Here is a 25,250-nt window from a genome sequence, read left to right as displayed (position 1 = left end):
CGGAGGGCATCCGGGAAGTAACGCCAGTCGAGATGTTCCCTCTACTTCTATTGGTCGAAAGACCTGTAAAAGCAAGGAACGTCAGTGACGCTGGAATCCCCTGCGTTTACGCATGGGGAGTGTCAAAAAATACTACTATGCGTAGGCGTAGCCAGCCGTAGGCATCGCGTTTGATAACAATTGAGTTATGCTGTCACAACCAATGCACAGACTACTCCTCATCTTCCTCAGCATTTTCTTCTTCAAATCCCAACCAGAAGAGCAGCACCTCCTGTAACTCCACCATTTGCTCTGGTGTCATACTTCCCAGTTTGCGTAAAAGTTTTGCATGAGGGATTGTGATGATGTTTTGTACGTCAAATACTCCTTCCCGAAGGAAACTAGCTTTGACTTGCACCTCAAATCTTGAACCGCGCGGGCTTGTTGTGTGTGGAACCAGAGTCACTAATGCACGGTCTTGCTCTAGAACAGGGATACTAATTACCAAACATGGTCTGACTTTCGCCACATAACCTAGATCGACTAGCCAAACTTCACCACGTTCAGGACTAGTCATGTACAGCTTCTTGCTCATCTAACTCCAGAAAAAGTCCCTCAGCATTCAGGGCTAAATCTTCATCAGATAAGGGCGGAAAATCTAAATAAACTGTCCGCTTCAAAATCTCCAATACCAAATCTAACCGTTCTGAGTCTGTCAAGCGGTCGAAGGTATTCAGAAGTTCTTGTACTAAAGCAGTCATAGCCTTTTTCCTATACCTGCTGACAGCATGACATGGGTTTTAGAAGGGATTTCAGCTATCGCTTGACAACACCAATAAATCTTGATGGATTGGGGCGATTGCTCTCTACTCTATATTTATCACGACTTACGCAAAAATTGCTAACTTCGCTTAATGTATCGAACCGCCTCCCTTGCGCGTCTGGCAGAGAAGACGCCAAGAGCGCCTTCTCTATGAGAGGCTTTTGCCAACGCCTAGCGTCTCGTAGAGAAGAATTCGTAGAGTGTGCTTCAGAAGGCAGGGGGAGCTGGAGGCAGAAGGCACCGGGAGCTACCCACCCTTAAAAGAGTGGGACTTAGACTGTAAATGTTTTATACCTCGCTGCAAACAGTCTCAGTATAATTGTCAATTTAAACTGGGCTTTAAACCCAGCAAATTTTGTTTTAATTGATACTCCTAACATAAGTGCCTTCTGCCCTCGACCTTCTGCCTTTCTTGTAAGTCCTATTTATAATGCGTAGGCGTAGCCAGCCGTAGGAGTCGCCGAAGTAACAAATGGAGTCGCCGAAGCAGCAAATGGAGTCGCCGAAGCAGCAAATGGAGTCGCCGAAGCAGCAAATGGAGTCGCCGAAGCAGCAAATGGAGTCGCCGAAGCAACAAATGGAGTCGCCGAAGCAACAAATGGAGTCGCCGAAGCAACAAATGGAGTCGCCGAAGCAACAAATGGAGTCGCCGAAGCAACAAATGGAGTCGCCGAAGCAACAAATGCGGCACTCCCAATATAAGCGCGTTTTTAATCGTGGTGAAAAAGCTGTCCGCAGTCCCCTAGATTAGAGATAATACTATCATCAGTAATTCTCAAAAGTCATGACTCAAGCCATACCCAAGCTAGTAACCTTTGAGGAATTCGTCGATTGGCTACCCGAAATTCGACGAGTCCGCTACGAACTACATAAAGGAGAAATTGTTGAGATGGCACAACCAGTAGGGGAACACGAAGAAGTAAAGGGTTTTTTAGCAAGAAAAGTAACAGTTGAATTTGACCGATTAGACCTCCCCTACTTCATGCCCAACCAAGCTATAGTTAGACCTCCTGAAAAAGATTCGGGTTACTTACCAGATGTGTTGGTGCTAAACCGTGCAAATCTGGAAAACGAAAAATTATGGAAAAAAGAATCTACCGTTAGTCTGGGTGCATCAATAGCTTTGGCAATTGAGGTTGTATCAACCAACTGGCGAGACGATTATTACTTGAAGTATGCTGAGTATGAAGAGATGGGTATCCCGGAATACTGGATTGTCGATTATGCTGCCTTGGGTGGACGTAATTTTATCGGCAATCCCAAACAACCGACAATCACCGTGTGTAACTTAGTTGATGGGGAATATCAGATAAGTAAGTTTCGAGATAGCGATCGCATTATTTCCCAAACTTTTCCCGAATTGAATCTCACCCCAAACCAGATTTTTCAAGCTGCTGTGGTGTAGCCTTTAAGCCTTATCGTTTTGCCAATTCTGGAGTCCGTCCCTTCAAGCCAATCATCAACTTCAGCATAAACACTTTTAATACAGGGACTCGCTGCAAAAACCATAAACCCAGGCGGCGAACCAATACCACAGGTAAGAAGTTATTAGAAAACATCCGATCTAATAAATCAGTGAAACCTAAAATCGTCAGATTTTCCAGCTTGCGCCAGCGTTCATAACCTTTAAGAATTTGAATGTCGCCAATATCTTTACCCGCTTGGTGCGCTGTTTGGATTACTTGCGCCAAAGCTGCTGCATCCCGAATTCCCAGATTTAAACCTTGTCCGCCCACAGGATGGCAATTGTGCGCCGCATCACCAATTAATGCCAGTCGGGGGAGAACATAACGATCGCTTTGCATGAGTTGTACCTGGAATACAAAGCGATCGCCTAGTAATTCCAATTTCCCCATCTGATCACCATAGCGACGGGTGAGTTCTCTTAAAAATTGCTCATCATCTAAAGCACATAAAGCTTTTGCTTCTTCGTGGGGGGCTGTCCATACAATGCGGCAACGGTTCCCCGGTAAAGGTAAAATCGCAAAGGGCCCGCTAGACCAAAATCTCTCGTAAGCGGTATTATTGTGAGGTTTTTCTGGTTTGACAAATGCAACTATGCAAGATTGCCAATATTTCCAGCCAGAGGTTTTGATACCAGCAGCTTGACGAATTGGCGATCGCGCCCCATCTGCTGCTATCAGTAATTTGCTGCGAACTGAGTATAACTGATCAGCAACTTTAATATCTATCGCTACTATATCTTTTTGGTATTGCGTATTTACCACTTCAGCCGGACATAGATAAGTCACATTTGGACAATTTTGGACAAACTCTTGCAAAGGCTGCAACAGCGCTTGGTGTTCCGCCACATAACCCAATGCTGTATCTATATCATCTGTGGTAAATTCCACCACATTGGGATAATCGGCATCAGAAAGACGAACTCGGCAATATTTGGCAATTTGAGGCAACATTTTGTCCCAAACTCCAATTCCTTGGTAAATTAGCGACGAAAGCTGATGAACTGCATAAGCTTGCCCTTTAGCTACAGCCGCTGATGCCACTTTCGCTTCAATCAGCAAGACACTCAAGGCAGAATCTTTTAAAGCAGAGGCTAGAGTTAAGCCAATAATCCCACCGCCGACAATTACCAAATCATATTCATATCCCCGCAAGTCTGGCGGTGTAGGTTGAGGGGAAATTTGCTCAAGCTGCGTTAGGGCCATTGTTAAGTTAGGTTACAGCGTCTTTAACTTTTATTTTGACGCGATCGCGCCCTCATGAGCAAGTTATAATATCATGTTCGCATAATTAGTTATGATTTCCACAGTCATTGCACCCCACCCCTTAATCCCCTCCCCGCTTGCGGGGAGGGGAGACGAAGCGTAGCTTTGGCGGGGTGGGGTTCTTCGGGTTTAATAAGTAATCAAGCGAACATGATATTACAGCAGATTGCAACAGGCGTGAGGTACAGATATCGTAGGGGCACAACATGTTGTGCCCCTACCCGTGTACTTCATTTACCTTAGGACTTACGCATTGACAAGAAATACCAAATATGGATTAAGGTTAAAAACCATATCTTTCGTAAGGGCACAGCATTGCTTAGCCCCTACAGCATCGTCTATTTACGATCGCAGGATAATTAAGAAATGCCTGAAAACTTGCTATTTTAAGTAATGCACATCACGATGCATTTGTACAGTGCGTAAGTCCTATACCTGAAATACGCTGTAATTAAAAAAAAACCGTTGATTGGTAGGGATTTCAACGGGGTTAAATAATACAATTATTTTTGTAAATGATTAAGAAATGCTGAGAGCCATTAATTCTTCTGATATTTCAAAGTTAGCTGTGACATTTTGCACATCATCCAAGCCTTCTAGAGTATCAATTAACTTGAAAAGCGATCGCACCTGATCTGGATCAGTAACTTCTACACTATTACTGGGAATCCAGCGCAATTCGGCATCAGTTACCTTAAAGCCTTGATCCTTGAGTGTCTGGCTAAGGGTTTCTAAATTGCCAATGTCAGTCAATACCTCAGCCATCTCATCTTCAGTCATATCATAAGATTGGGCACCGCCTTCGAGGGATGCTTCTAAAAGTTGTTCTTCGTCAACCACACCCTGCACTACACAAACGCCTTTTTGGTCAAACATCCAGCTAACGCAACCTGTTTCGCCAAGATTGCCACCATTTTTACTGAAAGCTACACGCAAGTCAGCAGCAGTGCGATTGCGATTATCTGTGAGGGCTTCGATTAAAATTGCTACACCACCAGGGCCATAACCTTCGTAGCGAATCGCTTCAAAAGTAGCATTATCGCCGCCAAAAGTGCCTGCACCTTTAGCGATCGCTCGTTCAATATTATCATTGGGGATACTCGCTGCCTTTGCCTTGTCAATTGCTGTGCGAAGTTGAAAATTCAGCGCCGGATCTGGTACGCCACTTCTAGCCGCAACGATAATTGCCCTAGATAACTGAGTGAAGGTTTTTCCCCTTTTTGCATCTACTACCGCTTTCTGGCGCTTAATATTTGCCCATTTACTATGTCCTGCCATAATCTGAAATTATCAAAACTCTATTTAAGATTAGGATATAAACGCTTGCAATAACCATAGCTTTAGATAATTGTGCAAGGCTAGATCAGAATGGCAAAGTTATCGTCAAAGCAGCAACGTTTGGATTTGATTTTTAAGTGATTAAAGCGCGATCGCATGATTACTTATAATTTCAGTTTAACCTCACCCTGTCAAGAAAGGACATCCCTCTCCTTAGTAAGGCTACGGTGTATACACAAGCCTTGCCCCGGCCATATCTTTATTAATAAATCTCGTTTAGGGACTTCCAAGAAATAAATTATCCAAATAAACGTAGACGCAAAGCGGTGAAGCAGCGCGGTCTTCTCCCAAGGGGAGACGCTTTAGCGCATGGGGGTTTCCCCCATGAGCGACTGCACCAAGCCGGAGGGCTTGCCGAAGGCTACCACTCCAGACGCAGAGAACACAGAGAGGGGAGAAATAGAGAAGATTTTTGCGTCAGTTTTGGGATATTTTTTTATTAATAAATCTCGCACTGCGTTTCTATCCCGCCTCGGAATGAATTCCGAGTCTCATAGCTGAAGTCCACTAAGCGTGGACTAAATGATTAGTTCAGTCCACGCTTAGTGGACTTCAGCTATCAGCCCTGAACTTTAGTTCTGGGCGGGATGTGGGTGAATGTGACATTTTGTTTAAATCACAAAAGGTTCAAGTTCGCGCTTATGCCACTCATCTTCAACCCGTTCAGTAATCAGTGGTCTAATGATAAACTTGGGTGGGCTACCATCCAGAACATCAATCCGCACACATGAGTAAGGCAGGCGGTTCTGGAAATTGTAATCATGACGACCCACAAAAAGCGTTGAATCGGCAACTTTCCGAGTGGGTTTACCTGCAATTTCCGTAAAAGTCTCCATCAATTCAGTCCCCTCTCGCCGTTGATAACGGGGACGATGACCACTACCACCAGAAATAATGCAGTTAATGTGGGAGTCAGCAAATCCGGTATCAGTTGTGCAAAGATGCTCTAAACAGTGAGCGTGACCGTTTAAAATCAAATCCACTATGGGACGTTCTTTAATTAGAGAACCAAGAGTTTCTGCCACTTGTTCAAACACCCAGCGCAAGCGGCGACGAACCGCCAAGGTTTGTGCCTGATCCCACTTGGTAGCTTCTGTGACATAGGGAGGATGGTGGAAAAAGATTACACGTCCGCGCACTTCGGAGGTGTTCCAAGATTCAATGAGTCTACTTCGCAACCATTCGAGTTGTTCAAAGTCGATCGCAGGCATTTTATGAGATGCCAATTGTTTTTCAATGTCGATTTTGATCTCATTAATTTGATCTAATTTGGCGCTAAGATCATCAAGTTGTTCCGTGTCGGTGGGTTTATCGGGGTTGAGCCGATCATATATTCCCAAAATCTGCAATTCTTCTCGATCTATTTCCTGGCGACGCTTTTGCAATTCCCGGCGGTAAATTTCCCCCTCTTGAGTTGCAGGTAAGGGTGATGGTGTATTAAAGGTATTAGAATCCAGTGCAAAAAAATCAATCCCGCCGTAACGGAAAGTGTAATAACGATTGGGTAAGCGGGTAAACTGTCCAGGTTCGTAACGCAAACAGCGCCCTGTGTCGGTCTTAGCAGTATAGTGTTGATCTAAATGACGTTCTAATTCTGGGGAAGACATCGCCCCTGTATAGTCCATAAATGCCCGTGCATAAGCATTACCTTGATACGATCCATGCCAGCCAATCTCAATATCTTTGTAACGCAACAGGCGACGTAATGAAGATGTTGTTCCAGTAAATAAACGGTACATCAATGGCACATCGTAGTAATCATGATTACCTGGTACTGGCAAGAATGGCAGATTAAACACCATGCGATCGTAAAGAATGTCTTTCGGGTTGTCCCCACCTACAAGAAATTCCCGGTAAGGTTCAATAAAGTTTGTCGAGTAATACTCTTGGGAACCCACCACATAAATTACATCGCCTGTATGCAACACAAAACTGCAATCATCGCGGTGAGTCAGCATTAGTTCAGCAACTTTTCGTTGGGGGTGTTGCCGATAATGGGATTGAGTGCCAGAATCACCGATAACCATAAAGGAAAATTCTGGACTATCTTCTCTGCGATCGTCAATAACTATGCTGGTTTGATCAATTCCCCGTTGCACAAAACTTGGATGCATCCACCGCACCCGTTCCTTCATCTTTTGAATTTTTACAGGAATCGGTGGATCGGAAATCAATTTCATGGCTGATAACTCTTGAATGCCTAATGCACATGCCGATTGTAACGAAATATTTAATTGTCATTAGTCATTAGTCATATCATGTTCGCATAAGTAGTTATGATTACTACAGTCATTGCACCCCACCCCCAACCCCTCCCCGCAAGCTCTTAGGGGAGACAAAGCGACGATTGTCGGGGTGGGGTTCTTCGAGTTTAATAAGTAATCTAAGCGGACATGAGATCATTAGTCATTTGTGAATAACCAATACCAATGCCCCCAACTGAACTAATGTTAATTGAGTTCCATGAACCTCTCCCTCTCCGACTCGGCTACCGTGTACACACAAGTCATCCAATTACCCAAAACAAAAGAAAAACCTCACCCTGTCCCAATACCGTTCGGTTAAGGAATTTTTTGGTTGAGGCAGGCAGGGGGAGCAGGGGGAGAAGAGAAGCAGGGGGAGAGAAGAATTGCTGAACAATAACCTTCTTTCCTCAAGAGCCTCAAGAGCCTCAAGAGCCTCCCCTGCTTATCCGAACGGTATTGCACCCTGTCCCATCAAACATCCCTCTCCTTACTAAGGAGAGGGACAGGTTTTACTACGTAAAACCAGGGTGAGGTCTTTTATGGACAAAAGGGGGAAAAATTTTGGTTTTTTTCCAATTCTTAGCAACAAATTGTTGTGGCAATCCTATACATAAATAACGTATGTAGGCTGTAAATAAATCAGCTTTTTTGAGTTGGGCAGAGTGCAAAGCTTATACCTTACCTTTGCTACTTTAATGAGAAACTCCTCACTTAGTAAAAATAATTGAAGCCAGATGAGAACTATTGTTCTATATACCTTATAATTTTCATAATTACGGTATATATCTAGAAATACCGTAGATTTAGGGGTGTATTCTGATGAGTAAGTCGCAACAACTGACACAATTAAGTAAATTTCTAAGTGAGGGTATACAGGCTTATGCCATGAAAGCTTTGCAGACTATACAACTCTCGTATAAACACACAATTAGAACTTGGTTCAATAGACACACTGTGCAAAGCTTTGTAAGTCTGTTTCTCATAGGTGCTTTTTTGAGTATAGCAGTTGCCTCTTGCTCTGGAAGCAGTTCAGCTAGCAAAAATGATGTTAAGCTAAAACTTGTTTCTTTTTCTGTTACTAAAGCAGGTCATGACCAGATAATCCCCAAATTTGTCGAAAAGTGGAAGCAAGAACATAATCAAAACGTCACCTTTGAGCAAAGTTATGGAGGTTCTGTAGCTCAAGCGGCTGCTGTTATTACAGGTTCGCAAGAAGCAGACATAGTACATTTGGCACTTCCCCTGGATGTCAACAAAATTCAACAAGCAGGTTTGATTAAATCAGGCTGGGAAATCAAAGCTCCGAGAAATGGTATTGTTAGTAGATCGGTTGCTGCGATCGTCACCCGCGAAGGCAACCCCAAAGGTATCAATACTTGGGCAGACTTAGCAAAAGATGGCGTGAAAGTAATTGCGGCTAACCCAAAAACTTCTGGTATTGCTATTTGGGAATTCTTGGTTTTTTGGGGTTCGGTAACTCTAACAGGCGGTGATGAGGCGACAGCGCTAGATTATGTCACCAAAGTTTATAAAAATACCCCTATTTTAACGAAAGATGCCCGTGAGGCTAGCGATTTATTCTTCCAAAAAGGTGAGGGAGATGTTTTAATTAACTACGAAAATGAAGTAATTTTGGCAGAGAGAACTGGTAAGAAGTTGCCTTATGTTGTACCCCAAGTCAATATTTCCATTGATAATCCTGTAGCGATAGTCGATAAAAATGTCGATAAGCACGGTACAAGAGAAGTTGCACAAGCATTTGTTGATTTTCTTTACTCAACAGAAGCTCAACGGGAATTTGCAAAATTACAATATCGTCCTGTAAATCCCACCGTTACCCAAGAAGTAGCCTCACAACATCCGCCAATTAAAACTTTATTTACATCTCAAGATTTAGGTGGTTGGGATGTTATCCAGAACAAGTTTTTTGGAAATGGGGCAATTTTTGATAAAGTTCAAGCTGCAAGCAAAGCATAATATAATATTTATTTTTTCATGCAGCATTATCTACTTACAGATAGCCAAGTATAAGAAATTCTGATTCACTTTATCTCAAATGATAACTTATGAGCTTTCGTAGCCGATTTAAGGATAGCTTTTTCCTGACATTTTTAATGCTTATTGCCAGCAGTATAAGTGCTTGCAACAGTGGACAGGAATTGAAAAGTCAGGTGAGTATTGATGGTGCAGCAGTAGGTTTTCCTGTTTCCTTAGCAGTTGCAGAAGAATATGGTAAAGTGAAACCTGAAGCAAAAGTTAGTGTTGCCTCAAGTGGTACTGGTGGCGGTTTCAGTAAATTTTGTAATGGCGATATTGATATAGCTGGTGCTTCCCGTACCATTAGAGATGAAGAAATTAAAAAATGTAAAAGTAAGAATATTGAATTTGTCGAGTTGCCTATAGCTTTAGACGGCATTGCTGTAATTGCTAATCGTCAAAATAACTTTGCCAAATGTCTAACTATTAAAGAATTGGGTAAGATTTGGGGCGCTAAATCAGACAGCAAAATATTGACATGGAATCAAGTTAATCCCAAATTTCCTAACCAAAAACTGAAACTGTATGCTCCGGCTTCTGATACTGGAACTTTTGATTATATGACTCAAGCTGTTACCGGCAAAGCCAAAAATGGTCGTACAGATTATACTCCCAGTCACAATCAAAACTTACTAGTGCAAGGAGTCTCAGGTGAAGCATCAGCTTTAGGTTATGTAGGCATATCTTACTATATTCAAAACCAAGATAAACTCAATCTAGTTGCTGTAGAAAGTCCCACAGGGAAATGTGAAAAACCAGTTCCGATAGATAATGTAATTAAAAATCTCTATACACCATTGTCTCGTCCTCTGTTTATCTATGTTAGTAAAAAATCCTTAGATAGCAAGCCAGCAGTCAAAGAATTTGTAGATTTTTATCTAGAAAATTCTTGGAAGTGGGTAGATAGCGTTGGTTATGTAGCATTACCTGATGAAGCTTACGTCAAGGTAAAACAAAAATTGGCTAGTGGTGAAACTGGGACAAAATTCAAAAAAGCAAAACCAGGTGAACCAATCACCAACTTTATTTAAATAAAGACCAGTTTTTGTAGTATGAATTTAGTAAAGGCTTAACTAATTTATTTTATTTATGCAAAATCCCAATTCTCAAGACGATCCTTATCTCCAGTTCAGACAGTCATTGGAGAAAAATGCATTTGAAGATATCTCAGAAAAGATTATTGCGGTAATTTTATTTAGTTGTGCCTTAGTTTCTGTTCTAACTACCTTTGGTATTGTCGTAATTATCTTTCAGGAGGCATTTGGTTTTTTCCAAGAAGTTTCCTTTGCCCAATTCTTTCTTGATACTAAATGGACACCTCTATTTGCAGATAGACATTTTGGCGTTTGGCCCTTGATAGCCGGCACTTTCTTAACTACAGCTATTGCGATGGCGGTTGCTATTCCTTTAGGTTTATCTTCTGCAATCTACTTGAGTGAATATGCTCAACCACAAGTAGCAGCAATTTTACGTCCCGCAGTGGAACTTTTGGCAGGAATACCTACAGTAGTATATGGTTACTTTGCACTTTTATTCCTCACACCATTACTGCGGAATATTATTCCTCTAGAAATATTTAATGCCTTGAGCGCAGGGTTAATGATGGGGGTAATGATTACTCCTACTGTTGGTTCTATTAGCTTAGATGCGATTCAAGCTGTTCCACGTTCTTTGCGGGAAGGAGCTTATGCTTTAGGTATCACTAAATTGGAAAGCATTTTTAAAGTAGTCCTCCCAGCAGCGCTTTCTGGAATTATAGCCTCAATTATTTTGGGTATTTCTCGTGCTGTGGGTGAAACGATGACTGTCCTTATTGCCGCAGGTCAACAACCAAAACTGACGATTAACTTTGCGGAATCAGTAGAAACAATGACAGCTTACATGGCGCAAATTTCTGGTGGGGATAGTCCGCGTGGTAGTCTTAATTTCAAGACTTTATATGCTGTGGGCGCTCTTTTATTTCTACTGACCCTAGCTTTAAATATTGTTAGTTACTGGATTGCTAATCGCTTTAAAGAAAAGTACGAGTAATAAGCATGACAACAAGTTATCAACGAGATGATTCTTTTGATTCGGCGGCAGAATTTACTGATAATGTTGAGAGTAGGGAGACATTAGGAAAAGTATTTGAAATAGTTTTTTTGTTAGGGTTGCTGATTGGTATATTTATTTTGGCTTTGCTACTTTTCGATATTTTTCGGGATGGATTAGCCAGATTTTTAACACCCGGCTTTCTAACAGAAACCCCTTCTCGTTTTCCTGACCAAGGTGGTATCCGTCCCGCTATTGTCAGTAGTATTCTTTTAGGAATTATTGTGATTTTAGTCACTGTACCAGTTGGTGTTGGAGCAGCTTTATATCTAGAAGAGTATGCACCTAAAGCTTGGTGGACAGTGATTATTGAGATTAATATCAGCAATCTAGCAGGTGTACCTTCCATTGTCTACGGATTGCTGGGTTTAGGAGTTTTCAATTATCTGCTTGGGTTCGGCCCCGCTTTGGTTTCTGGTGCGTTGACTTTATCTTTGTTGTCTTTACCAGTAATTATTGTGACAGCTAGAGAAGCAATTCGCGCCGTCCCGGATTCCCTGAGAAATGCTTCTTATGGATTAGGTGTCACTAAATGGCGAACTATCAGGAGTCACGTTTTACCATACGCTATTCCTGGTATTTTGACAGGGGTAATTATCTCTGTATCCCGTGCAATTGGTGATGCAGCGTCTCTAATTGTTGTAGGTGCTGTGGGTTTTCTCACCTTTAACCCTGGTTTGTTCCAGAGATTTATGGCATTACCCATTCAAATTTATAGTTACATTACTCGTCCTGAACCAGGTTTTGCTAATGCAGCAGCAGCAACAATTATTGCGTTGTTACTCTTGATTTTAGTTTTAAATGGTGTAGCAATTTATATCCGCCAACGCTTTACAATACACTAGATAATTAAATATCTAATTGGATATATTCACGGTTATTAGGAGATACGCTTTCATGACTTATAGCGACAGTAGAAGTAAATTAGATAGTGCCACAATAGACGAGGAGAATAACGTCTTCAATGTTGAAGGTGTGAAGGTCTATTATGGGGGACTTTTGGCGCTTTTAGATGTCTACTTAAAGATTCCTGCAAAACAAATTATTGCTTTTATTGGCCCTTCAGGATGTGGTAAAAGTACCTTACTGCGTTGCTTCAATCGGATGAATGATTTAATCCCTGGAGCTAAAGTTGAGGGTAGACTGAATTATCGCGATCGCAATATTTATGATCCTAAGATAAATTCTGTAAAATTACGCCGCCAAGTCGGAATGGTTTTTCAAAGACCAAATCCTTTCCCCAAATCAATATACGAAAATATTTCCTTTGGGCCGCGTGCTAACGGTTATAAAGGTAACGTTGATGAATTGGTGGAAGATTCCCTCAGACGCGCTGCTATTTGGGATGAAGTCAAAGACAAACTTAAAGAGAAGGGAACTGCATTATCTGGCGGACAACAGCAACGGCTTTGCATAGCGCGTGCGATCGCCATGAAGCCAGATGTATTATTAATGGATGAACCATGTTCTGCTCTCGACCCAATTTCTAGCCGCCAAGTAGAAGAACTCTGCTTAGAACTCAAGCAGCAATACACCATCATCATGGTGACTCACAATATGCAGCAAGCTTCTAGAGTCGCAGATTTCACGGCTTTCTTCAATACAGAAATTGACGAGCATGGTAAACGTCGCGGAAAATTAGTTGAGTTTAATCCTACAGCCCAAATGTTCAGTTCTCCTCAAACTAAAGAAGCTGAAGATTATATTAGTGGGCGTTTCGGTTAAAGAGACATTACAGGGGAAGCGCAAGGGGAAAGGTAAAAGCCAAGTTCAGTTATTGAGTGACTATTATTCCTTTTCCCTTTTATTTAAATTTAGCTTAAACAAAAAGAAGCCTCTCACTCACCCGGAAGGGAGTGATGAGATGAATTTTTGGGCGATGAGGAGTCCCACCCCCGACCAATAACGACTGTCACTCGTTAAGTGAGTGGGGTGGGCGACGAATCGCCAAACTTTGAACTAGAGTTCTCAACGCTTCAGACATCGGTATATCTAAAGTTTCTGCAAACTCCTTTAAAAGTCCCAATTCCCTATCATTAAGTCTTGTTTCAACTCTGTGACTTCTAGGCATAGTTACGACGATTCACCGTAACTATGATATACTTAAATAGTGCAGGTTTAATCAAATTAATAGCTAACGGCTTCCTGCACACTGTACCTTAACAACCTGGAATATGGGGTTCTACCCAGTAACGGACACTTTTTGTCGTTTTCTGTGGGTAGGTAAAATTCCAGCAGTACAAAGGTGATGAACATTTTTGTATTGTTCAACTGTGCGGTAGGGCATACCGTGCAGTCTAAACAAAGCTCAGTTAATGTCCGACGGGATACCGGGAGTCACTGAGAAGCCTACACTGTATTGCTTGCAATCAGTGTAGGAGTATGTCACTCAACTCAATGTCCCCTTAAAAAATCCTTCTACCTTTTCTATAAATAAATTTACTCCTCTAAACCTTTTCGATCAGTGGAAACATTCACTTGGGAAAATGCCATAGTGTGAAGCGATCGCGGTAAAATTATTGAGAATTAATAGCATTAATTTTCTAATATTTACCAGTAATGACCATCACCCTGACGATGAAAGAGGATTGGGAACTGTGGGCGGAAGCTAGCCACAATAGCCCACAACAACCGGGACAAGAGCCATTTGAAATTCTCCGTCCAATGCCCAAGCGACTGGGTAAAGGCTATATGCGGGATATTGAAGTGCATCCTCATCTCTGGCTTGAAATTTGGGATTGTGAATATCACAATGATGTCCTCTGTAAAATCCCTGAGTGGGATCACCCACTGCAATTTTGTGTCTACCTTTCAGGCAAAGTCATAGATGAATATGGGAGGCAGTTAGGGGAAGGATATACGTGTATTTCTGGTAGCGGTGTTCAACGCCAAATGACTCTGAAATCCTCCAAATCTCGACGTGTGGGCGTTGACATCGAGATGCCTGCTGACTTGCTGGCAGCTTTTTTCCCCGATGATACAGGAGAAATTCCCCACCAATTGCGTCTGTTAGCAAAGGGTAATGATTGGCAAACTTTGCTCTACCCAGAAACTACAACTGCTATTGCGGGAATAGCACAGCAAATTATCAACTGTCCTTTCCAAGGAATCACAAAGCGAATGTATTTACAAAGTAAGGTGTTGGAACTAATAGCGTTGCAGTTAGCTCCCATCTTATCTGCTCAAGATGGCTTGCAATTATCACCGCGATTGAATACAGATACTATCGCCCGGATTTATCTTGCTAGAGAAATTTTATTGGCACATTTGGAGAATCCGCCGTCATTGCTGGAGTTGGCGCAAATGGTGGGGGTGAGCGATCGCACTCTGCAACGTGGATTTCAGGAACTCTTTGGTACAACAGCATTTCGCTACCTGACAGACAAACGAATGGAATGGGCAGAGCAGTTATTGCGTCAGGGAAACATGACTATTGCTGAGGTTGGTAACAAAATTGGCTATTCTCACCTGGGACACTTTGCAGCTGCTTTCAAGCGCAGATTCGGGATTACGCCGAGTCAAAGCAAAGTTTAATTGGTAAAAAGTCGGTTTCGGGATAGTGATGCGGTTTTTGGGTAGACTCAGTTGCTAATAATTCTCTATACTCAGCTTCATTGAATTAGAAACCATTTGCAGTAATCCAGTTTTAGTCGGAAACTCTGGATTGATTTGACTCCATAACTCTTCTTCAACAAGGAGAGAACTAATTTTTGTCTTTCCTGAGCAAGTGAAAGCAATCAGAGAGTCATTACTGCAAAGCAGATTAATTCAGCAAAGTTCTGCAAGCTGGTGTATCAGGAGTTGTGATGAAGTGTTGGTGTTTGTCTGGTAGTGTGCGACTGTGGTTTTTAGTGAGTCTATCGGGATGCTTGAGTGCTGTTGTTATTGAGCCTGGATGGGCAGAAATTAAATCAACGGTTGAGAAGCAGGAAGTCCAAAGCCAGGAAAATTTCAAACCTCTGCTGAGTCGAAAAATTCGGCAATTGAGTGAAATTGAGCGTCCCAGTACTAGCGCAATCATGCTAGTACAGTCGCCAGCAACAGAAGCAGCACCCTCATCAGAAGTTGTACAGGTGACTGCGGTGAAAGCTAATCCCACTGACAAAGGTGTGGAGGTGATTTTACAGACGACTCAGGGAGAAAAGTTACAAATCACAAATCGCAGCGCTGACAATAACTTTATTGCAGATATTCCTAATGCCCAACTGCGTTTACCCAGTGGCGATGGGTTTACATTCCGTTCCCAAAACCCAGTTCAGGGTATTACTGAGATAACTGTCACAAATTTAGATGCCAATATTATTCGCGTGACAGTTACGGGTGATGCAGGATTGCCAACGGTTGAATTATTTGACAGTAATGAGGGTTTCATTTTAGGTTTGACACCTGCTGCAACTGCAATGCAGCCACCACAGCAGCCTGAAGCAAAGAAACCAACGAGCGAAACACCGCAAGAGGAACCAGCAGCACAGCAAGATGAGCCGATTGAGTTGGTGGTGACGGGAGAGCAAGACGGATATAACGTACCGAATACCACGACTGCGACCAAAACCGACACGCCGCTTCGCGATATTCCCCAATCGATTCAGGTAGTGCCACGTCAGGTGCTGGAAGACCAAAATGTTACCCGTCTAGAAGAAGCCATCAGAAATGTCCCTGGAGTGAATACAACGTTTCCTCCTAACTTTTCAAATGGTGCTTTTTTTGCCATTCGAGGCTTTACCACTAGGGATGACTCAGGGAATATTCTTAGAAATGGTTTGCCAGATTTTCTGGCCACACGTCAATTGGACTTTTCCCATATCGAACAAGTAGAAGTCCTGAAAGGCCCAAGTTCGGTGCTGTTTGGTCGATCCAATCCAGGAGGCACAATCAACCTGATCACAAAGCAGCCTCTGAGTGATCCCTTCTATGAGGTTAAGGCCACCGTCGGGAACTACAGCTACTACCGTGGCACAGTCGATATATCTGGGCCATTAGACGACTCTAAGCAAGTTTTATATCGAGTCAACGCAGCTTACCAAAATATAGGCAGCTTTACCGACTTTAAAAATTCCGAAAGACTGTTTGTTGCGCCTGTCATTAGTTGGGCAATTAGCGATCGCACAAAATTGACTCTCGAAGGTGAGTACTCATCTTCAGAAAATGAAGTTGATTTGGGACTACCAGCCGTTGGTACGGTGCTGCCAAACCCTAATGGTCGAATACCGTTGAACCGTAGCATTACTGAACCCTCTGCTGAACCATTTGATGTAGACCTTTATCGAATTGGCTACACACTGGAGCATAAATTCAGCGACAGTTTGTCGTTGCGAAATGCCTTTCGAGTATCAGCTTTCGATGGGACAGAAGATCAAGTATTCGGTACTGGCTTTGAGCCTGATAATCGAACCCTGAATCGTACCTTCGTTACCAGGACATTAAATCAAGCTAGTTATAACTTTGCAGTAGACTTGGTTAACAAATTCTCAACTGGCTCGATTGGCCACCAGGTAATCTTTGGAGTTGATCTCAGTAGATTTGAGATATCAAAATTTCGAGGCGTTGGCAGGGCGATCGCACCCATAGACGTATTCAACCCAGTATATGGTCAGCCACTCGGCGATCCTTTCTCCATCTATGATTTTGGCAACTCAACAGATGCATTGGGTATTTACGTCCAAGATCAAGTCACGCTAGCAGAGAATCTGAAGTTACTGTTGGGCGTGCGGTTTGACACCTTTAACCAGACAGAGAAAGATTTTCTTACAAACACAGAAACAAGCGTATCAGGAGATGCATTCAGCCCACGTGTAGGCATTGTCTATCAACCCATTGAGTCAGTATCACTCTACGCCAACTACAGTACCTCATTTACCCCTGTGAATGGGATTGTTTCTGGTGGCAGTATTCAGCCCGAAGAGGGCAGGCAATATGAGATTGGGGCTAAAGTAGACATTAGTAATAAACTTTCTGCAATCCTTGCTTTCTTCGACCTGACGCGATCAAATGTTTTGGCGGATGACCCTAATAACAGCGACCCAATCTTCTCCATTCAAACGGGTGAACAACACAGTCAGGGTATTGAACTCAGTGTTGGAGGCGAAATCTTACCAGGATGGAACATTTTTGCGGGCTATGCCTATACTGATGCAAAAGTCTCTGAAGACACCAACCCCGATCTGGTTGACAACCGTTTGGAAAATGCGCCTGAAAACAGCTTCAACTTGTTTACTACTTACGAAATTCAACAGGGTGATTTGAAAGGTTTAGGGATTGGCTTAGGCTTCTTCTTTGTGGGAGACCGGCAGGGGGATTTAGAAAATACTTTTACTTTGCCAAGTTACCTGCGGACTGATGCCAGCATCTTCTACAAAAAAGAACGACTTCGCGCCCAGGTCAATTTCAGGAATGTATTCAATGTGGACTATTATGAAACTGCCTTTGGTAGCTTTTTCGTTTTTCCCGGTGAGCCATTCACTGTGCAGGGTACGATTTCTTGGCAGTTTTGAGTAATCAGATATCCATGAACTTTTCTCTACACCGCCTTGTTTATCTATTGTTCTTGGGAGTTTTGACATTTACACTTGTTTGGGCTTGTAGCAGAAATATTGATCATAATGCGACAAGCTTAAAACAACCATTAGAAAATTGCCGAGTCGTGCAACATGTGATGGGTGAAACGTGCATCCCTCGCAATCCTCAACGAATTGTGACTCTATGGATGAGCACTTTTAGTAGTGCTTTGGCATTGGGTATCAAACCCATTGCATACGTGTGGATTCCAGGTGAGCCTTTTCCAAAACATCTTCGAGACAAAGTGGATGGAGTTGAATTTGTTGGAAGCCTCAATGAACCAAACTTGGAAAAGATTTTGCTGCTGAAACCTGATTTAATTTTATCGAATACTCGGTTGCAAAATATCTACAAACCGCTAACTGATATTGCACCTACTGTTGTATTAGATTACCCTGCTCCACCCCCTTATTGGCAAAAACACTTAGAAGATGTTGCCAAGTTGCTAGATAAGGAACAGGAGAGTAAACAGTTAATAGACGAATATTGGCAGCGGATTGACAAACTCAAACAAGCTTTGGGCGATCGCCGAAAACAAATTCAAGTATCAGTTGTAACCATAAATCCCTCCTATGGAATGTTTACTTACGGCAAAAAACATCCTACTAGTAGAGTTCTAAATGATATTGAATTACAACGCCCACCAGGTCAAAGTGGAGATTTCTTCGTGAGCAATAATATTTCCCAGGAACGTTTGTTTGATATAGATGGTGATGTTATTTTTATTTCGGATATTGGAGGGGAGGCTGCCAAAAAGAGTTTAGAGAAGCTGCAACAAAAACCTTTGTGGCGACAACTCAAAGCAGTTCAGAAGAATCAGGTTTATCTTGTAGACTCTTCACACTGGTATGCTTTTGATATCTTAGCAATGAATGCAGTAATTGACGACTTATTTAAATACTTAGTCAACACACCTTAAATTTCATGTCAAAACACAGATTATTTGTCTCAAATCTTGCCACGGGTAGTAAAGGTGGATCAAGTCTTATCCAAACCGTTTGCCTTCCCTCCTTCCCCTTCTTTAACTTGAGTCTCCAACGGAGGCACACGTTTCTTTAGTAATTCTGGAAAATATGCTGAGGCTTAATAGTAGGAAATTGAAGTAATATTTCAGTTTAGTACTTATACTGTGTATTATGTTTAAGCCTCTGTCATTTGCTTTAGTTGCAGCTACCGTTCTAGTTGCATCAATCAATAATCCCACTGCTACTTTAGCTCGAACTTGTGCCTCTAAGTGTGGGTCGCAACCAATTCAGTTTACACCAGGGCAACGTATCCGGGTTGAAGTTGTAAATAGCACACCCAACCTGATTAAAATTCAAAAACCCTCCGGGACTGATGCAATATCCTTGAGTCCAGGGCAGAAATTAAATCTAGAACAAATAGAGGGTACGGAGCCAAATACATCTTTGATATTTTGGAGCGAAACGGGTTTATCACTACAAGCAATTGTCTCCAAACCTAACTTTGGCACATTGCGGCTGGAACTCCGTCCGACTTGGCGCTCTCCTGGCGATCGCTCGTTATATATTATGGATGATGGCAGGATAAACGTGTTTTAGATCGCAAATTAATGTTATTAGTTATGAGTTAAGAAACAACTTTCAATTCAACACTCATAACTCCTGTACAGACGCGATTAATCGCGTCTCTACTCACAGACGCGATTAATCGCGTCTCTACTCCTAACTCCTAACTCCTAACTTGTATGTATTGTGCTAGACCGACCTGTATCTGAACTCTCAAAGCCTCACAGGCGCTTACCCGATCAGCGCTGGCAAATTTATCCACAAAAACCAGAATTTGCCCAAAATCTGGCAGCTTTGACAAACATTTCACCCATTGTCAGCCAGTTGTTGATTAATCGGGGTATGGAAACACCAGAACAGGTACAAGCATTTTTAAATCCAGAATCTTTAGTTTTACCTTCGCCGTTAGAAGATTTCCCAGATTTGGCGATTAGTTTGGAGTTGTTGCAAAATGCGATCGCTTCTCAAACAAAAATTGCTATTTGTGGTGATTACGATGCTGATGGTATGACCAGCACTGCTCTACTTTTACGTAGTCTCCGCACTTTAGGCGCACAGGTAGATTATGCTATTCCCAGCCGGATGCATGAAGGCTACGGTATTAATAAACGCATCGTTGAAGAATTTCACGGCGAAGGTGTGGGGCTAATTCTCACTGTAGATAATGGCATCTCTGCATTTGAACCAGTTGCTAGAGCTACAGAACTTGGCCTTGCAGTTATTATCACCGATCACCACGATATACCCCAAAAATTACCACCAGCTAACGCTATCCTCAACCCTAAACTAATAGCAGAATCTTCACCTTATCGAGGTGTTGCTGGTGTTGGTGTTGCCTACATTTTGGCAGTGTCTCTAGCACAACAGCTAGGAAAGACTAAGGGCTTGATCCAACCGATGCTAGCACTGTTTACGCTGGGAACGATCGCAGATTTAGCTCCCTTAACTGGCGTAAATCGCCGTTGGGTAAAACGTGGTTTACAGCATTTACCCAAATCCAACTTAGCTGGTGTACAGGCGTTAATTCAAGTAGGCGGCGTGCAGGCGAGGGGGGATGAGAAAGCAGGGGGAGCAGGGGGAGCAGGGGGAGCAGGGGAAGCAGGGGAGAAAAAATTCAATATTCCTAACTCCTCAAATCCCAAATCCCTGAAGCCTGAAGATATCGGTTTTCGCCTGGGGCCGCGAATTAATGCTATTGGCCGGATTGGTAATCCTCAAACTGTGATTGAATTGCTGACTACAGATGATATGGGGGTGGCGCTGGAAAGAGCAATGCAGTGCGAACAAATCAACGCCTCTCGCCAGCTAATGTGTGAGCAAATTGAACAAGAAGCGATCGCTTATGTGGAGACAGAATTTGTTGCATCTCTACAGCAAGACCGTGTATTAATTGTTGTTCAACCCAATTGGCATCATGGCGTTATTGGGATTGTCGCCTCCCGCTTGGTAGAACGCTACGGCGTTCCCGTGTTCATCGGTACTTATGAGGATGAGGGAGATATACGCGGTTCTGCACGCTCAATTCCAGAGTTTCATGTGTTTGAAGCTTTGGAATATTGTCACGATTTACTAGGGAAATTTGGCGGACACAAAGCAGCCGGGGGGTTCTCTCTACCAGCAGAGAATTTACAGGTGTTGCGATCGCGTTTGATTGAGTTTGCTAACCAGTGTCTTGAACCCCAGCATCTCAAGCCTCTGCTCAAAATTGATGCCGAAGTTAACCTTAATCACATCAATCAGCAGCTTTATCAACAGCTTAATGCTCTGCACCCCTGCGGTATGGACAACCCCGATCCGGTTTTCTGGACACCTAATGTTAAAGTGGTTGAGCAAAAAATTGTCGGTAAGGGCCACATTAAACTGACAATTGCCCAAACTGTTAATAATCAGGAATATATAATTAAAGCGATCGCTTGGCGTTGGGGCGACTATTTCCGCTTACCGCCGCGAGTGGATATCGCTTACAAACTACGAGAAAATTACTTTAACGGTAACACCACCATCGAGCTAGAGTTAATAGGAGTCAGACTGCCAATTCAGCTTCAACAATTTTTTGCTTCGCCACCTACCCCGTCAAGCACCACTTTTGAATACAACCAGCGACAGTATACTTGTGGTTTCTATAAAAACGGTATTGAAGCAGAATTAAGAATTAAAAACTCTGAAGGTAAAGTCTTAGCCATGCAGCCAGGACATATAATCGGTTTACTGGGCACTAATCGTCAAAACGCCAAAGAAGTTGATATCTCTCAGCCACAGTATGACAGCATTATCCAAGCTGCCCTTCAGGCGTTATCAGTTAGGAGTTAGGAGTACAGACGCGATTAATCGCGTCTGTACAAGAGTTAGGAGTTTGGAGTTCTTAATTAACTTATCGTAAATTAAAGGGTTTAAGACCTCTACATTTACATCTAGCATCAGTTTCAGTCTTTAAAAAGCAGGACGCTATGTGTAGCTTGCTTCCCCATAGGTTTAAGACAGGTCTTACAGTGAGCTTACCGAACTGCTCAGGAACCATCGGGGTTTAAATCCCCGTCTGAAATGTCTTTGATTTTGAATTTTGAATTATTAACCAAGTTTGGGGGTTTAAGTAAAGAGCAAGACAGGCAGAACGTTTTGTGTCGGGGTCTAAATCCCCGTCACAAAACGTAATTACGAATTACGAATTACGAATTACGAATTATTTAACACTTGTGACTGTGATACTGTGAGTGCTGATTTATGAGTTATGAGTTATGAGTTGAGAATAAAATTTAATTCCTCACTCCTAACTCCTCACTCCTAACTCTCAATCAGCACTCATAACTCTTATAGGTTGCCGTTGCGAAATGCCAGCAAAAAGATTACCACTGGCCCAGCAATGACGATTAGCGCCACGGACAGCAATTGGAAAATAACTTCCCAATTGATACTGGTAAAAGCGTTAAACAAAGAGTCAAACATTTTTCCTTTTCTCCTCTCAATTGCCTTAAAAAATTCAATAACTTAATTACAAAACCCGCAATCGATCATATCTGGCTATGGCCTGTTAGATTTAATTTACTTAACAAAATTATAAGAAAAGACATAAAAACGTAAAATAAGGGCATGGGGCATGGCTCAATAATCAATAGTTCTTGTTCCCCTGCCTCCCCTGCTCTCTGCTCCCCACTCCCTACTCCCTACTCCCTACTCCCTACTCCCCAATCTAAAATGTCAACTTGGCAATGTGTAAAACAATGTGGAGCCTGCTGTAATCTTGATCCAGCAGAGCGTCCAGATTTGGATGAGTATCTCTCTCCACCAGAACTAGAACTCTACCTCAGCATGGTAGGCGAAGGGGGATGGTGCGTTAACTTCGACCATACCACGCGAGAATGCCGTATCTACTCAGATCGTCCTCGCTTCTGCCGTGTGGAATCAGAAGTGTTTCAAGATATGTATGGGGTTGAACCAGAAGAAGTCAATGATTTTGCTATTGACTGCTGTCGCCAGCAAATAGAAGGAGTATACGGCGATCGCAGTCTGGAAATACTACGCTTCAATAAAGCTGTCGGGCTGTGACACTCCCACTGCTCGTTTTAGTATCTGGAGTTGCAATTTATTACAGCAATCTGAGAATATGATAGAAATATGAAAACAACCTCGCAACCAAACTATTGCCTGTGAAACTTGATTCTGCTCCTTTGGATATTTCTGGCATATCTCAGACTGAGATCGAGCTAGAACTGAAAGACAGCAATGATTTTAACTTAACTCCTGCGATCGCCCAACCAGTTCAGCCTGTAGTTGCCGATAGTCCTCAGAAGCAGCAATCAGCACTAGTAGTTTTTGGTACAACTTTTATAACCATTTTTCTAGCAGAAATTGGAGATAAGACTCAGCTATCCACCCTGTTAATGAGTGCAGAATCTCATTCGCCGTGGGTGGTATTTATCGGATCTGCGGCGGCGCTGATAACCACCAGCTTATTAGGCGTGCTTTTAGGTAGTTGGATAGCCACCCGACTCAGCCCAAAAACTGTAGAAAAATCAGCAGGCGTGATGTTGTTGGTAATTTCTCTAATGCTATTTTGGGATGTATTTATTAGTCATTAGTCATTAGTCATTAGTCATTAGTCATTAGTCATTAGTCATTAGTCATTAGTCATTTGTTATTCTCCCCCTGCCTCCCACACTCCCCACTCCCCACTCCCCACTCCCCCTTAATAATATGGATTGGCATCTTTTAGGACTAAGCTTTATTACAGTTTTTTTATCAGAATTAGGTGACAAAAGTCAGCTAGCAGCGATCGCACTTTCAGGGCGTTGTAATTCTCCGCGTGCAGTATTTTTTGGTGCAGCAGGCGCATTGCTGTTGACAAGTTTGTTGGGAGCATTAGCAGGGGGTGCTGTAGCCGAATTATTACCTACACGCTTGTTAAAAGCGATCGCTGCTGTGGGATTTGCCATCCTCGCTGCACGCCTGCTGTTATTTAACAATGAACCATCGGCAGATTCTGAGCAAACATCTTAAAGAAGAATTCAGAATTCAGAATCCAGGAATCAGAATTACTCTTCGTGGGGGATTGGAACCGGCCAAGGTTTTAAACTAATAAGTAACTACGCAAAATTACCCATAATAAAAGAACCCCACCCCCAACCCCTCCCCGCATGCGGGGAGGGGAGACAAAGCATAGCTTTGGCTCTTTGGGGTTCTCCGGGTTTAATAAGCGATCAAGCGGACATAATATTACCCAGTACTTCTCTACGAGACGCTGCGCGAACGACAAGCTCAGTAACCATCGGACTCGAATTCATACTGAATTCTGACCGGAGGCGGAGCGTCTCCGGCTCCGCTCTTGAATTCTAAATTCTTCTTTACAAAAGTTCCCAACCGGTTCCTTTGTAGCCGTATTGAAAAATTTCTGGATGCAAAATTTCTGCCAAAATTTCTAGAGAATCTACCAGTCGTGGCCCTGGACGATTAAAGTAAGAATTGCCATCAGTGATGTATACCCTGCCAGCTTTCGTAGCGTGCAGTTTTTCCCAGTCTGAATGTTGAGTTAATAAATTAGCTTCTTGGCGAGTGCGATTTAAATCAAAACCACAAGGCATAAAAACAATTACGTCGGGATCGGTTGTTAATAGTGTTTCCCACGGCAAGATAGGAGAAGGCTGACCTGTAGTGCAAAATAAGGACTGTCCTCCTGCTAAGTTAACTAATTCTGGAATCCAATTGGCGGCTACCATCAAAGGATCAGTCCACTCGATACAGGCGACTGTAGGCTGTTCATTTAACGAAAGTCCCTGGATTTTTTGCTGACAAATTTTGACGCGAGCTTCTAAGTTTTCTATGACTTTTACAGAATCTACGCCAAAGGTGTTACCGACTCGCTGAATGTCAACCCAAATATCCTGGAGAAGATTGGGTTGTAAAGAAATAATCTGCGGTTTACTGTCAATGAGTGTAGCAACTGCCTTTTCAACATCGTGTAAGCTGACAGCACAAACATCACACTGGTCTTGAGTGAGAATGTGGGTAGGCTGCAATTTCTCTAAAACATCTGTTTTGATTTGGTAAATACTCAGAGCAGATTGCAATAAATTGGTCACTTCATCATGAATTTGACCGCTGGAGGCATTGGAATTTAAGCGTGCTTCGGTACAAATGGGGCGATTGAGGATTTCTGGAGGGTAATCGCATTCGTGCGATCGCCCCACAATAGCATCAACCAAGCCTAGTGTCGCTAAAATCTCTGTTCCACCGGGAATCAGGGAAACAATTCTCACATTACTATCCGTCATCGCTCCACCTCCACAAAAGCTGCCATCACTTCAATTCTTGCAAAATTTGAGTCATTAGGCATCTTTCTCTAGGAGAATTAAGCGTGTTTTGGTAGTCAACACTCAGCAATAAATTAAACTGAGTGTTGGGTATTGAGAAGAGTCTTTCCTAGTCCTCA

The 25,250-nt window shown here is 42.7% G+C and carries 22 protein-coding genes; 15 read left to right on the top strand and 7 right to left on the bottom strand.

Annotated features, from left to right (window positions below; genetic code table 11):
- Nucleotides 1-211: 211 nt before the first annotated feature.
- Both LC586_RS06245 and LC586_RS06240 read right to left on the bottom strand, forming a co-directional pair.
- Nucleotides 212-556, bottom strand: a complete 345-nt coding sequence (locus LC586_RS06245) for a type II toxin-antitoxin system PemK/MazF family toxin (protein ID WP_229483727.1) — start codon at nucleotides 554-556, stop codon at nucleotides 212-214.
- Nucleotides 549-740, bottom strand: a complete 192-nt coding sequence (locus LC586_RS06240) for a hypothetical protein (protein ID WP_229483726.1) — start codon at nucleotides 738-740, stop codon at nucleotides 549-551. Before LC586_RS06240 ends, LC586_RS06245 begins: the two co-directional genes overlap by 8 nt.
- Nucleotides 741-1,316: 576 nt before the next feature.
- On the opposite strand from LC586_RS06240, the gene LC586_RS06235 reads away from it, so the two are divergent.
- Nucleotides 1,317-1,553 (top strand): hypothetical protein, encoded by a 237-nt coding sequence (locus LC586_RS06235; protein ID WP_229483725.1) that lies wholly within the window; start codon nucleotides 1,317-1,319, stop codon nucleotides 1,551-1,553.
- A gap of 33 nt (nucleotides 1,554-1,586) precedes the next feature.
- Entirely contained in the window at nucleotides 1,587-2,207 is a 621-nt protein-coding gene (locus LC586_RS06230) for a Uma2 family endonuclease (RefSeq protein ID WP_229483724.1), read from the top strand.
- A 10-nt stretch (nucleotides 2,208-2,217) separates the two neighbouring features.
- Here LC586_RS06230 and LC586_RS06225 read toward each other — a convergent pair whose 3' ends face one another.
- The 3 genes from LC586_RS06225 to LC586_RS06215 form a co-directional block, all read right to left on the bottom strand.
- On the bottom strand, nucleotides 2,218-3,471 hold the full coding sequence (locus tag LC586_RS06225) for an FAD-dependent hydroxylase (protein ID WP_229483723.1): 1,254 nt from the start codon (nucleotides 3,469-3,471) through the stop codon (nucleotides 2,218-2,220).
- Nucleotides 3,472-4,050: 579 nt separating this feature from the next.
- Entirely contained in the window at nucleotides 4,051-4,809 is a 759-nt protein-coding gene (locus tag LC586_RS06220; RefSeq protein WP_229483722.1) for a YebC/PmpR family DNA-binding transcriptional regulator, read from the bottom strand.
- Between the two features lie 671 nt (nucleotides 4,810-5,480).
- A complete protein-coding gene (locus tag LC586_RS06215; protein WP_229483721.1) occupies nucleotides 5,481-7,049 on the bottom strand; it encodes a metallophosphoesterase family protein in 1,569 nt (522 codons plus the stop codon).
- 885 nt (nucleotides 7,050-7,934) lie between these two features.
- Between LC586_RS06215 and LC586_RS06210 the strand changes: the two genes are divergently transcribed.
- From LC586_RS06210 to LC586_RS06165, 10 genes are all read left to right on the top strand, one after another.
- Nucleotides 7,935-9,092 carry a sulfate ABC transporter substrate-binding protein gene (locus tag LC586_RS06210; protein WP_229483719.1) on the top strand — a complete coding sequence of 386 codons (1,158 nt, stop codon included), beginning with the start codon at nucleotides 7,935-7,937 and terminating at the stop codon, nucleotides 9,090-9,092.
- 89 nt (nucleotides 9,093-9,181) lie between these two features.
- Nucleotides 9,182-10,183: a PstS family phosphate ABC transporter substrate-binding protein gene (locus LC586_RS06205; RefSeq protein WP_229483718.1), complete on the top strand. Its 1,002-nt coding sequence runs from the start codon at nucleotides 9,182-9,184 to the stop codon at nucleotides 10,181-10,183.
- A gap of 58 nt (nucleotides 10,184-10,241) precedes the next feature.
- Nucleotides 10,242-11,183 (top strand): phosphate ABC transporter permease subunit PstC, encoded by a 942-nt coding sequence (gene pstC, locus LC586_RS06200; protein ID WP_229483716.1) that lies wholly within the window; start codon nucleotides 10,242-10,244, stop codon nucleotides 11,181-11,183.
- Between the two features lie 5 nt (nucleotides 11,184-11,188).
- A complete protein-coding gene (gene pstA / locus LC586_RS06195) occupies nucleotides 11,189-12,088 on the top strand; it encodes a phosphate ABC transporter permease PstA (protein WP_229483714.1) in 900 nt (299 codons plus the stop codon).
- 52 nt (nucleotides 12,089-12,140) lie between these two features.
- The gene (pstB, locus tag LC586_RS06190; RefSeq protein WP_229483713.1) at nucleotides 12,141-12,968 is read left to right on the top strand and encodes a phosphate ABC transporter ATP-binding protein PstB; all 828 of its coding nucleotides are present in this window, start codon (nucleotides 12,141-12,143) and stop codon (nucleotides 12,966-12,968) included.
- Between the two features lie 834 nt (nucleotides 12,969-13,802).
- The gene (locus LC586_RS06185) at nucleotides 13,803-14,777 is read left to right on the top strand and encodes a helix-turn-helix domain-containing protein (protein ID WP_306423234.1); all 975 of its coding nucleotides are present in this window, start codon (nucleotides 13,803-13,805) and stop codon (nucleotides 14,775-14,777) included.
- A 272-nt stretch (nucleotides 14,778-15,049) separates the two neighbouring features.
- Entirely contained in the window at nucleotides 15,050-17,734 is a 2,685-nt protein-coding gene (locus LC586_RS06180; RefSeq protein ID WP_229483711.1) for a TonB-dependent receptor, read from the top strand.
- Between the two features lie 14 nt (nucleotides 17,735-17,748).
- Nucleotides 17,749-18,717: an iron-siderophore ABC transporter substrate-binding protein gene (locus tag LC586_RS06175; protein WP_229483709.1), complete on the top strand. Its 969-nt coding sequence runs from the start codon at nucleotides 17,749-17,751 to the stop codon at nucleotides 18,715-18,717.
- 217 nt (nucleotides 18,718-18,934) lie between these two features.
- Nucleotides 18,935-19,360: a hypothetical protein gene (locus LC586_RS06170; protein WP_229483708.1), complete on the top strand. Its 426-nt coding sequence runs from the start codon at nucleotides 18,935-18,937 to the stop codon at nucleotides 19,358-19,360.
- Between the two features lie 153 nt (nucleotides 19,361-19,513).
- Nucleotides 19,514-21,637: a single-stranded-DNA-specific exonuclease RecJ gene (locus LC586_RS06165; protein WP_229483707.1), complete on the top strand. Its 2,124-nt coding sequence runs from the start codon at nucleotides 19,514-19,516 to the stop codon at nucleotides 21,635-21,637.
- Nucleotides 21,638-22,135: 498 nt separating this feature from the next.
- On the opposite strand, the gene psb30 is transcribed toward LC586_RS06165, so the two are convergent.
- A complete protein-coding gene (gene psb30, locus LC586_RS06160; protein ID WP_199784655.1) occupies nucleotides 22,136-22,270 on the bottom strand; it encodes a photosystem II reaction center protein Ycf12/Psb30 in 135 nt (44 codons plus the stop codon).
- A gap of 249 nt (nucleotides 22,271-22,519) precedes the next feature.
- Between psb30 and LC586_RS06155 the strand changes: the two genes are divergently transcribed.
- From LC586_RS06155 to LC586_RS06145, 3 genes are all read left to right on the top strand, one after another.
- Nucleotides 22,520-22,870 (top strand): YkgJ family cysteine cluster protein, encoded by a 351-nt coding sequence (locus LC586_RS06155; protein WP_229483706.1) that lies wholly within the window; start codon nucleotides 22,520-22,522, stop codon nucleotides 22,868-22,870.
- Nucleotides 22,871-22,971: 101 nt separating this feature from the next.
- Nucleotides 22,972-23,403, top strand: coding sequence for a TMEM165/GDT1 family protein (locus LC586_RS06150; RefSeq protein WP_229483705.1), 432 nt, complete (start codon nucleotides 22,972-22,974; stop codon nucleotides 23,401-23,403).
- A 115-nt stretch (nucleotides 23,404-23,518) separates the two neighbouring features.
- On the top strand, nucleotides 23,519-23,821 hold the full coding sequence (locus tag LC586_RS06145; protein WP_229483704.1) for a TMEM165/GDT1 family protein: 303 nt from the start codon (nucleotides 23,519-23,521) through the stop codon (nucleotides 23,819-23,821).
- A 344-nt stretch (nucleotides 23,822-24,165) separates the two neighbouring features.
- Here the strand turns inward: LC586_RS06145 and LC586_RS06140 are convergent, their stop codons facing one another.
- Nucleotides 24,166-25,092, bottom strand: a complete 927-nt coding sequence (locus LC586_RS06140; protein WP_229483703.1) for a cobalamin-binding protein — start codon at nucleotides 25,090-25,092, stop codon at nucleotides 24,166-24,168.
- Nucleotides 25,093-25,250 lie beyond the last annotated feature (158 nt).

The organism is Nostoc favosum CHAB5714 (assembly GCF_020829495.1).
GTDB lineage: Bacteria > Cyanobacteriota > Cyanobacteriia > Cyanobacteriales > Nostocaceae > Nostoc > Nostoc favosum.
The sequence above is the reverse complement of the archived record's forward strand: the minus strand, read 5'-3'. Positions and strand labels throughout refer to the sequence as shown.

What these genes read in the sequence shown, in the direction of transcription:
- LC586_RS06245 (WP_229483727.1), bottom strand. Translation starts at nt 556, where the DNA reads ATGACTAGTCCTGAACGTGGTGAAGTTTGGCTAGTCGATCTAGGTTAT.
- LC586_RS06175 (WP_229483709.1), top strand. Translation starts at nt 17,749, where the DNA reads ATGAACTTTTCTCTACACCGCCTTGTTTATCTATTGTTCTTGGGAGTT.
- LC586_RS06215 (WP_229483721.1), bottom strand. Translation starts at nt 7,049, where the DNA reads ATGAAATTGATTTCCGATCCACCGATTCCTGTAAAAATTCAAAAGATG.
- LC586_RS06180 (WP_229483711.1), top strand. Translation starts at nt 15,050, where the DNA reads ATGAAGTGTTGGTGTTTGTCTGGTAGTGTGCGACTGTGGTTTTTAGTG.
- LC586_RS06155 (WP_229483706.1), top strand. Translation starts at nt 22,520, where the DNA reads ATGTCAACTTGGCAATGTGTAAAACAATGTGGAGCCTGCTGTAATCTT.
- LC586_RS06235 (WP_229483725.1), top strand. Translation starts at nt 1,317, where the DNA reads ATGGAGTCGCCGAAGCAGCAAATGGAGTCGCCGAAGCAGCAAATGGAG.
- LC586_RS06230 (WP_229483724.1), top strand. Translation starts at nt 1,587, where the DNA reads ATGACTCAAGCCATACCCAAGCTAGTAACCTTTGAGGAATTCGTCGAT.
- LC586_RS06145 (WP_229483704.1), top strand. Translation starts at nt 23,519, where the DNA reads ATGGATTGGCATCTTTTAGGACTAAGCTTTATTACAGTTTTTTTATCA.
- LC586_RS06240 (WP_229483726.1), bottom strand. Translation starts at nt 740, where the DNA reads ATGACTGCTTTAGTACAAGAACTTCTGAATACCTTCGACCGCTTGACA.
- LC586_RS06225 (WP_229483723.1), bottom strand. Translation starts at nt 3,471, where the DNA reads ATGGCCCTAACGCAGCTTGAGCAAATTTCCCCTCAACCTACACCGCCA.
- pstB (WP_229483713.1), top strand. Translation starts at nt 12,141, where the DNA reads ATGACTTATAGCGACAGTAGAAGTAAATTAGATAGTGCCACAATAGAC.
- LC586_RS06220 (WP_229483722.1), bottom strand. Translation starts at nt 4,809, where the DNA reads ATGGCAGGACATAGTAAATGGGCAAATATTAAGCGCCAGAAAGCGGTA.
- psb30 (WP_199784655.1), bottom strand. Translation starts at nt 22,270, where the DNA reads ATGTTTGACTCTTTGTTTAACGCTTTTACCAGTATCAATTGGGAAGTT.
- LC586_RS06140 (WP_229483703.1), bottom strand. Translation starts at nt 25,092, where the DNA reads ATGACGGATAGTAATGTGAGAATTGTTTCCCTGATTCCCGGTGGAACA.
- LC586_RS06170 (WP_229483708.1), top strand. Translation starts at nt 18,935, where the DNA reads ATGTTTAAGCCTCTGTCATTTGCTTTAGTTGCAGCTACCGTTCTAGTT.
- LC586_RS06210 (WP_229483719.1), top strand. Translation starts at nt 7,935, where the DNA reads ATGAGTAAGTCGCAACAACTGACACAATTAAGTAAATTTCTAAGTGAG.
- pstC (WP_229483716.1), top strand. Translation starts at nt 10,242, where the DNA reads ATGCAAAATCCCAATTCTCAAGACGATCCTTATCTCCAGTTCAGACAG.
- pstA (WP_229483714.1), top strand. Translation starts at nt 11,189, where the DNA reads ATGACAACAAGTTATCAACGAGATGATTCTTTTGATTCGGCGGCAGAA.
- LC586_RS06205 (WP_229483718.1), top strand. Translation starts at nt 9,182, where the DNA reads ATGAGCTTTCGTAGCCGATTTAAGGATAGCTTTTTCCTGACATTTTTA.
- LC586_RS06185 (WP_306423234.1), top strand. Translation starts at nt 13,803, where the DNA reads ATGACCATCACCCTGACGATGAAAGAGGATTGGGAACTGTGGGCGGAA.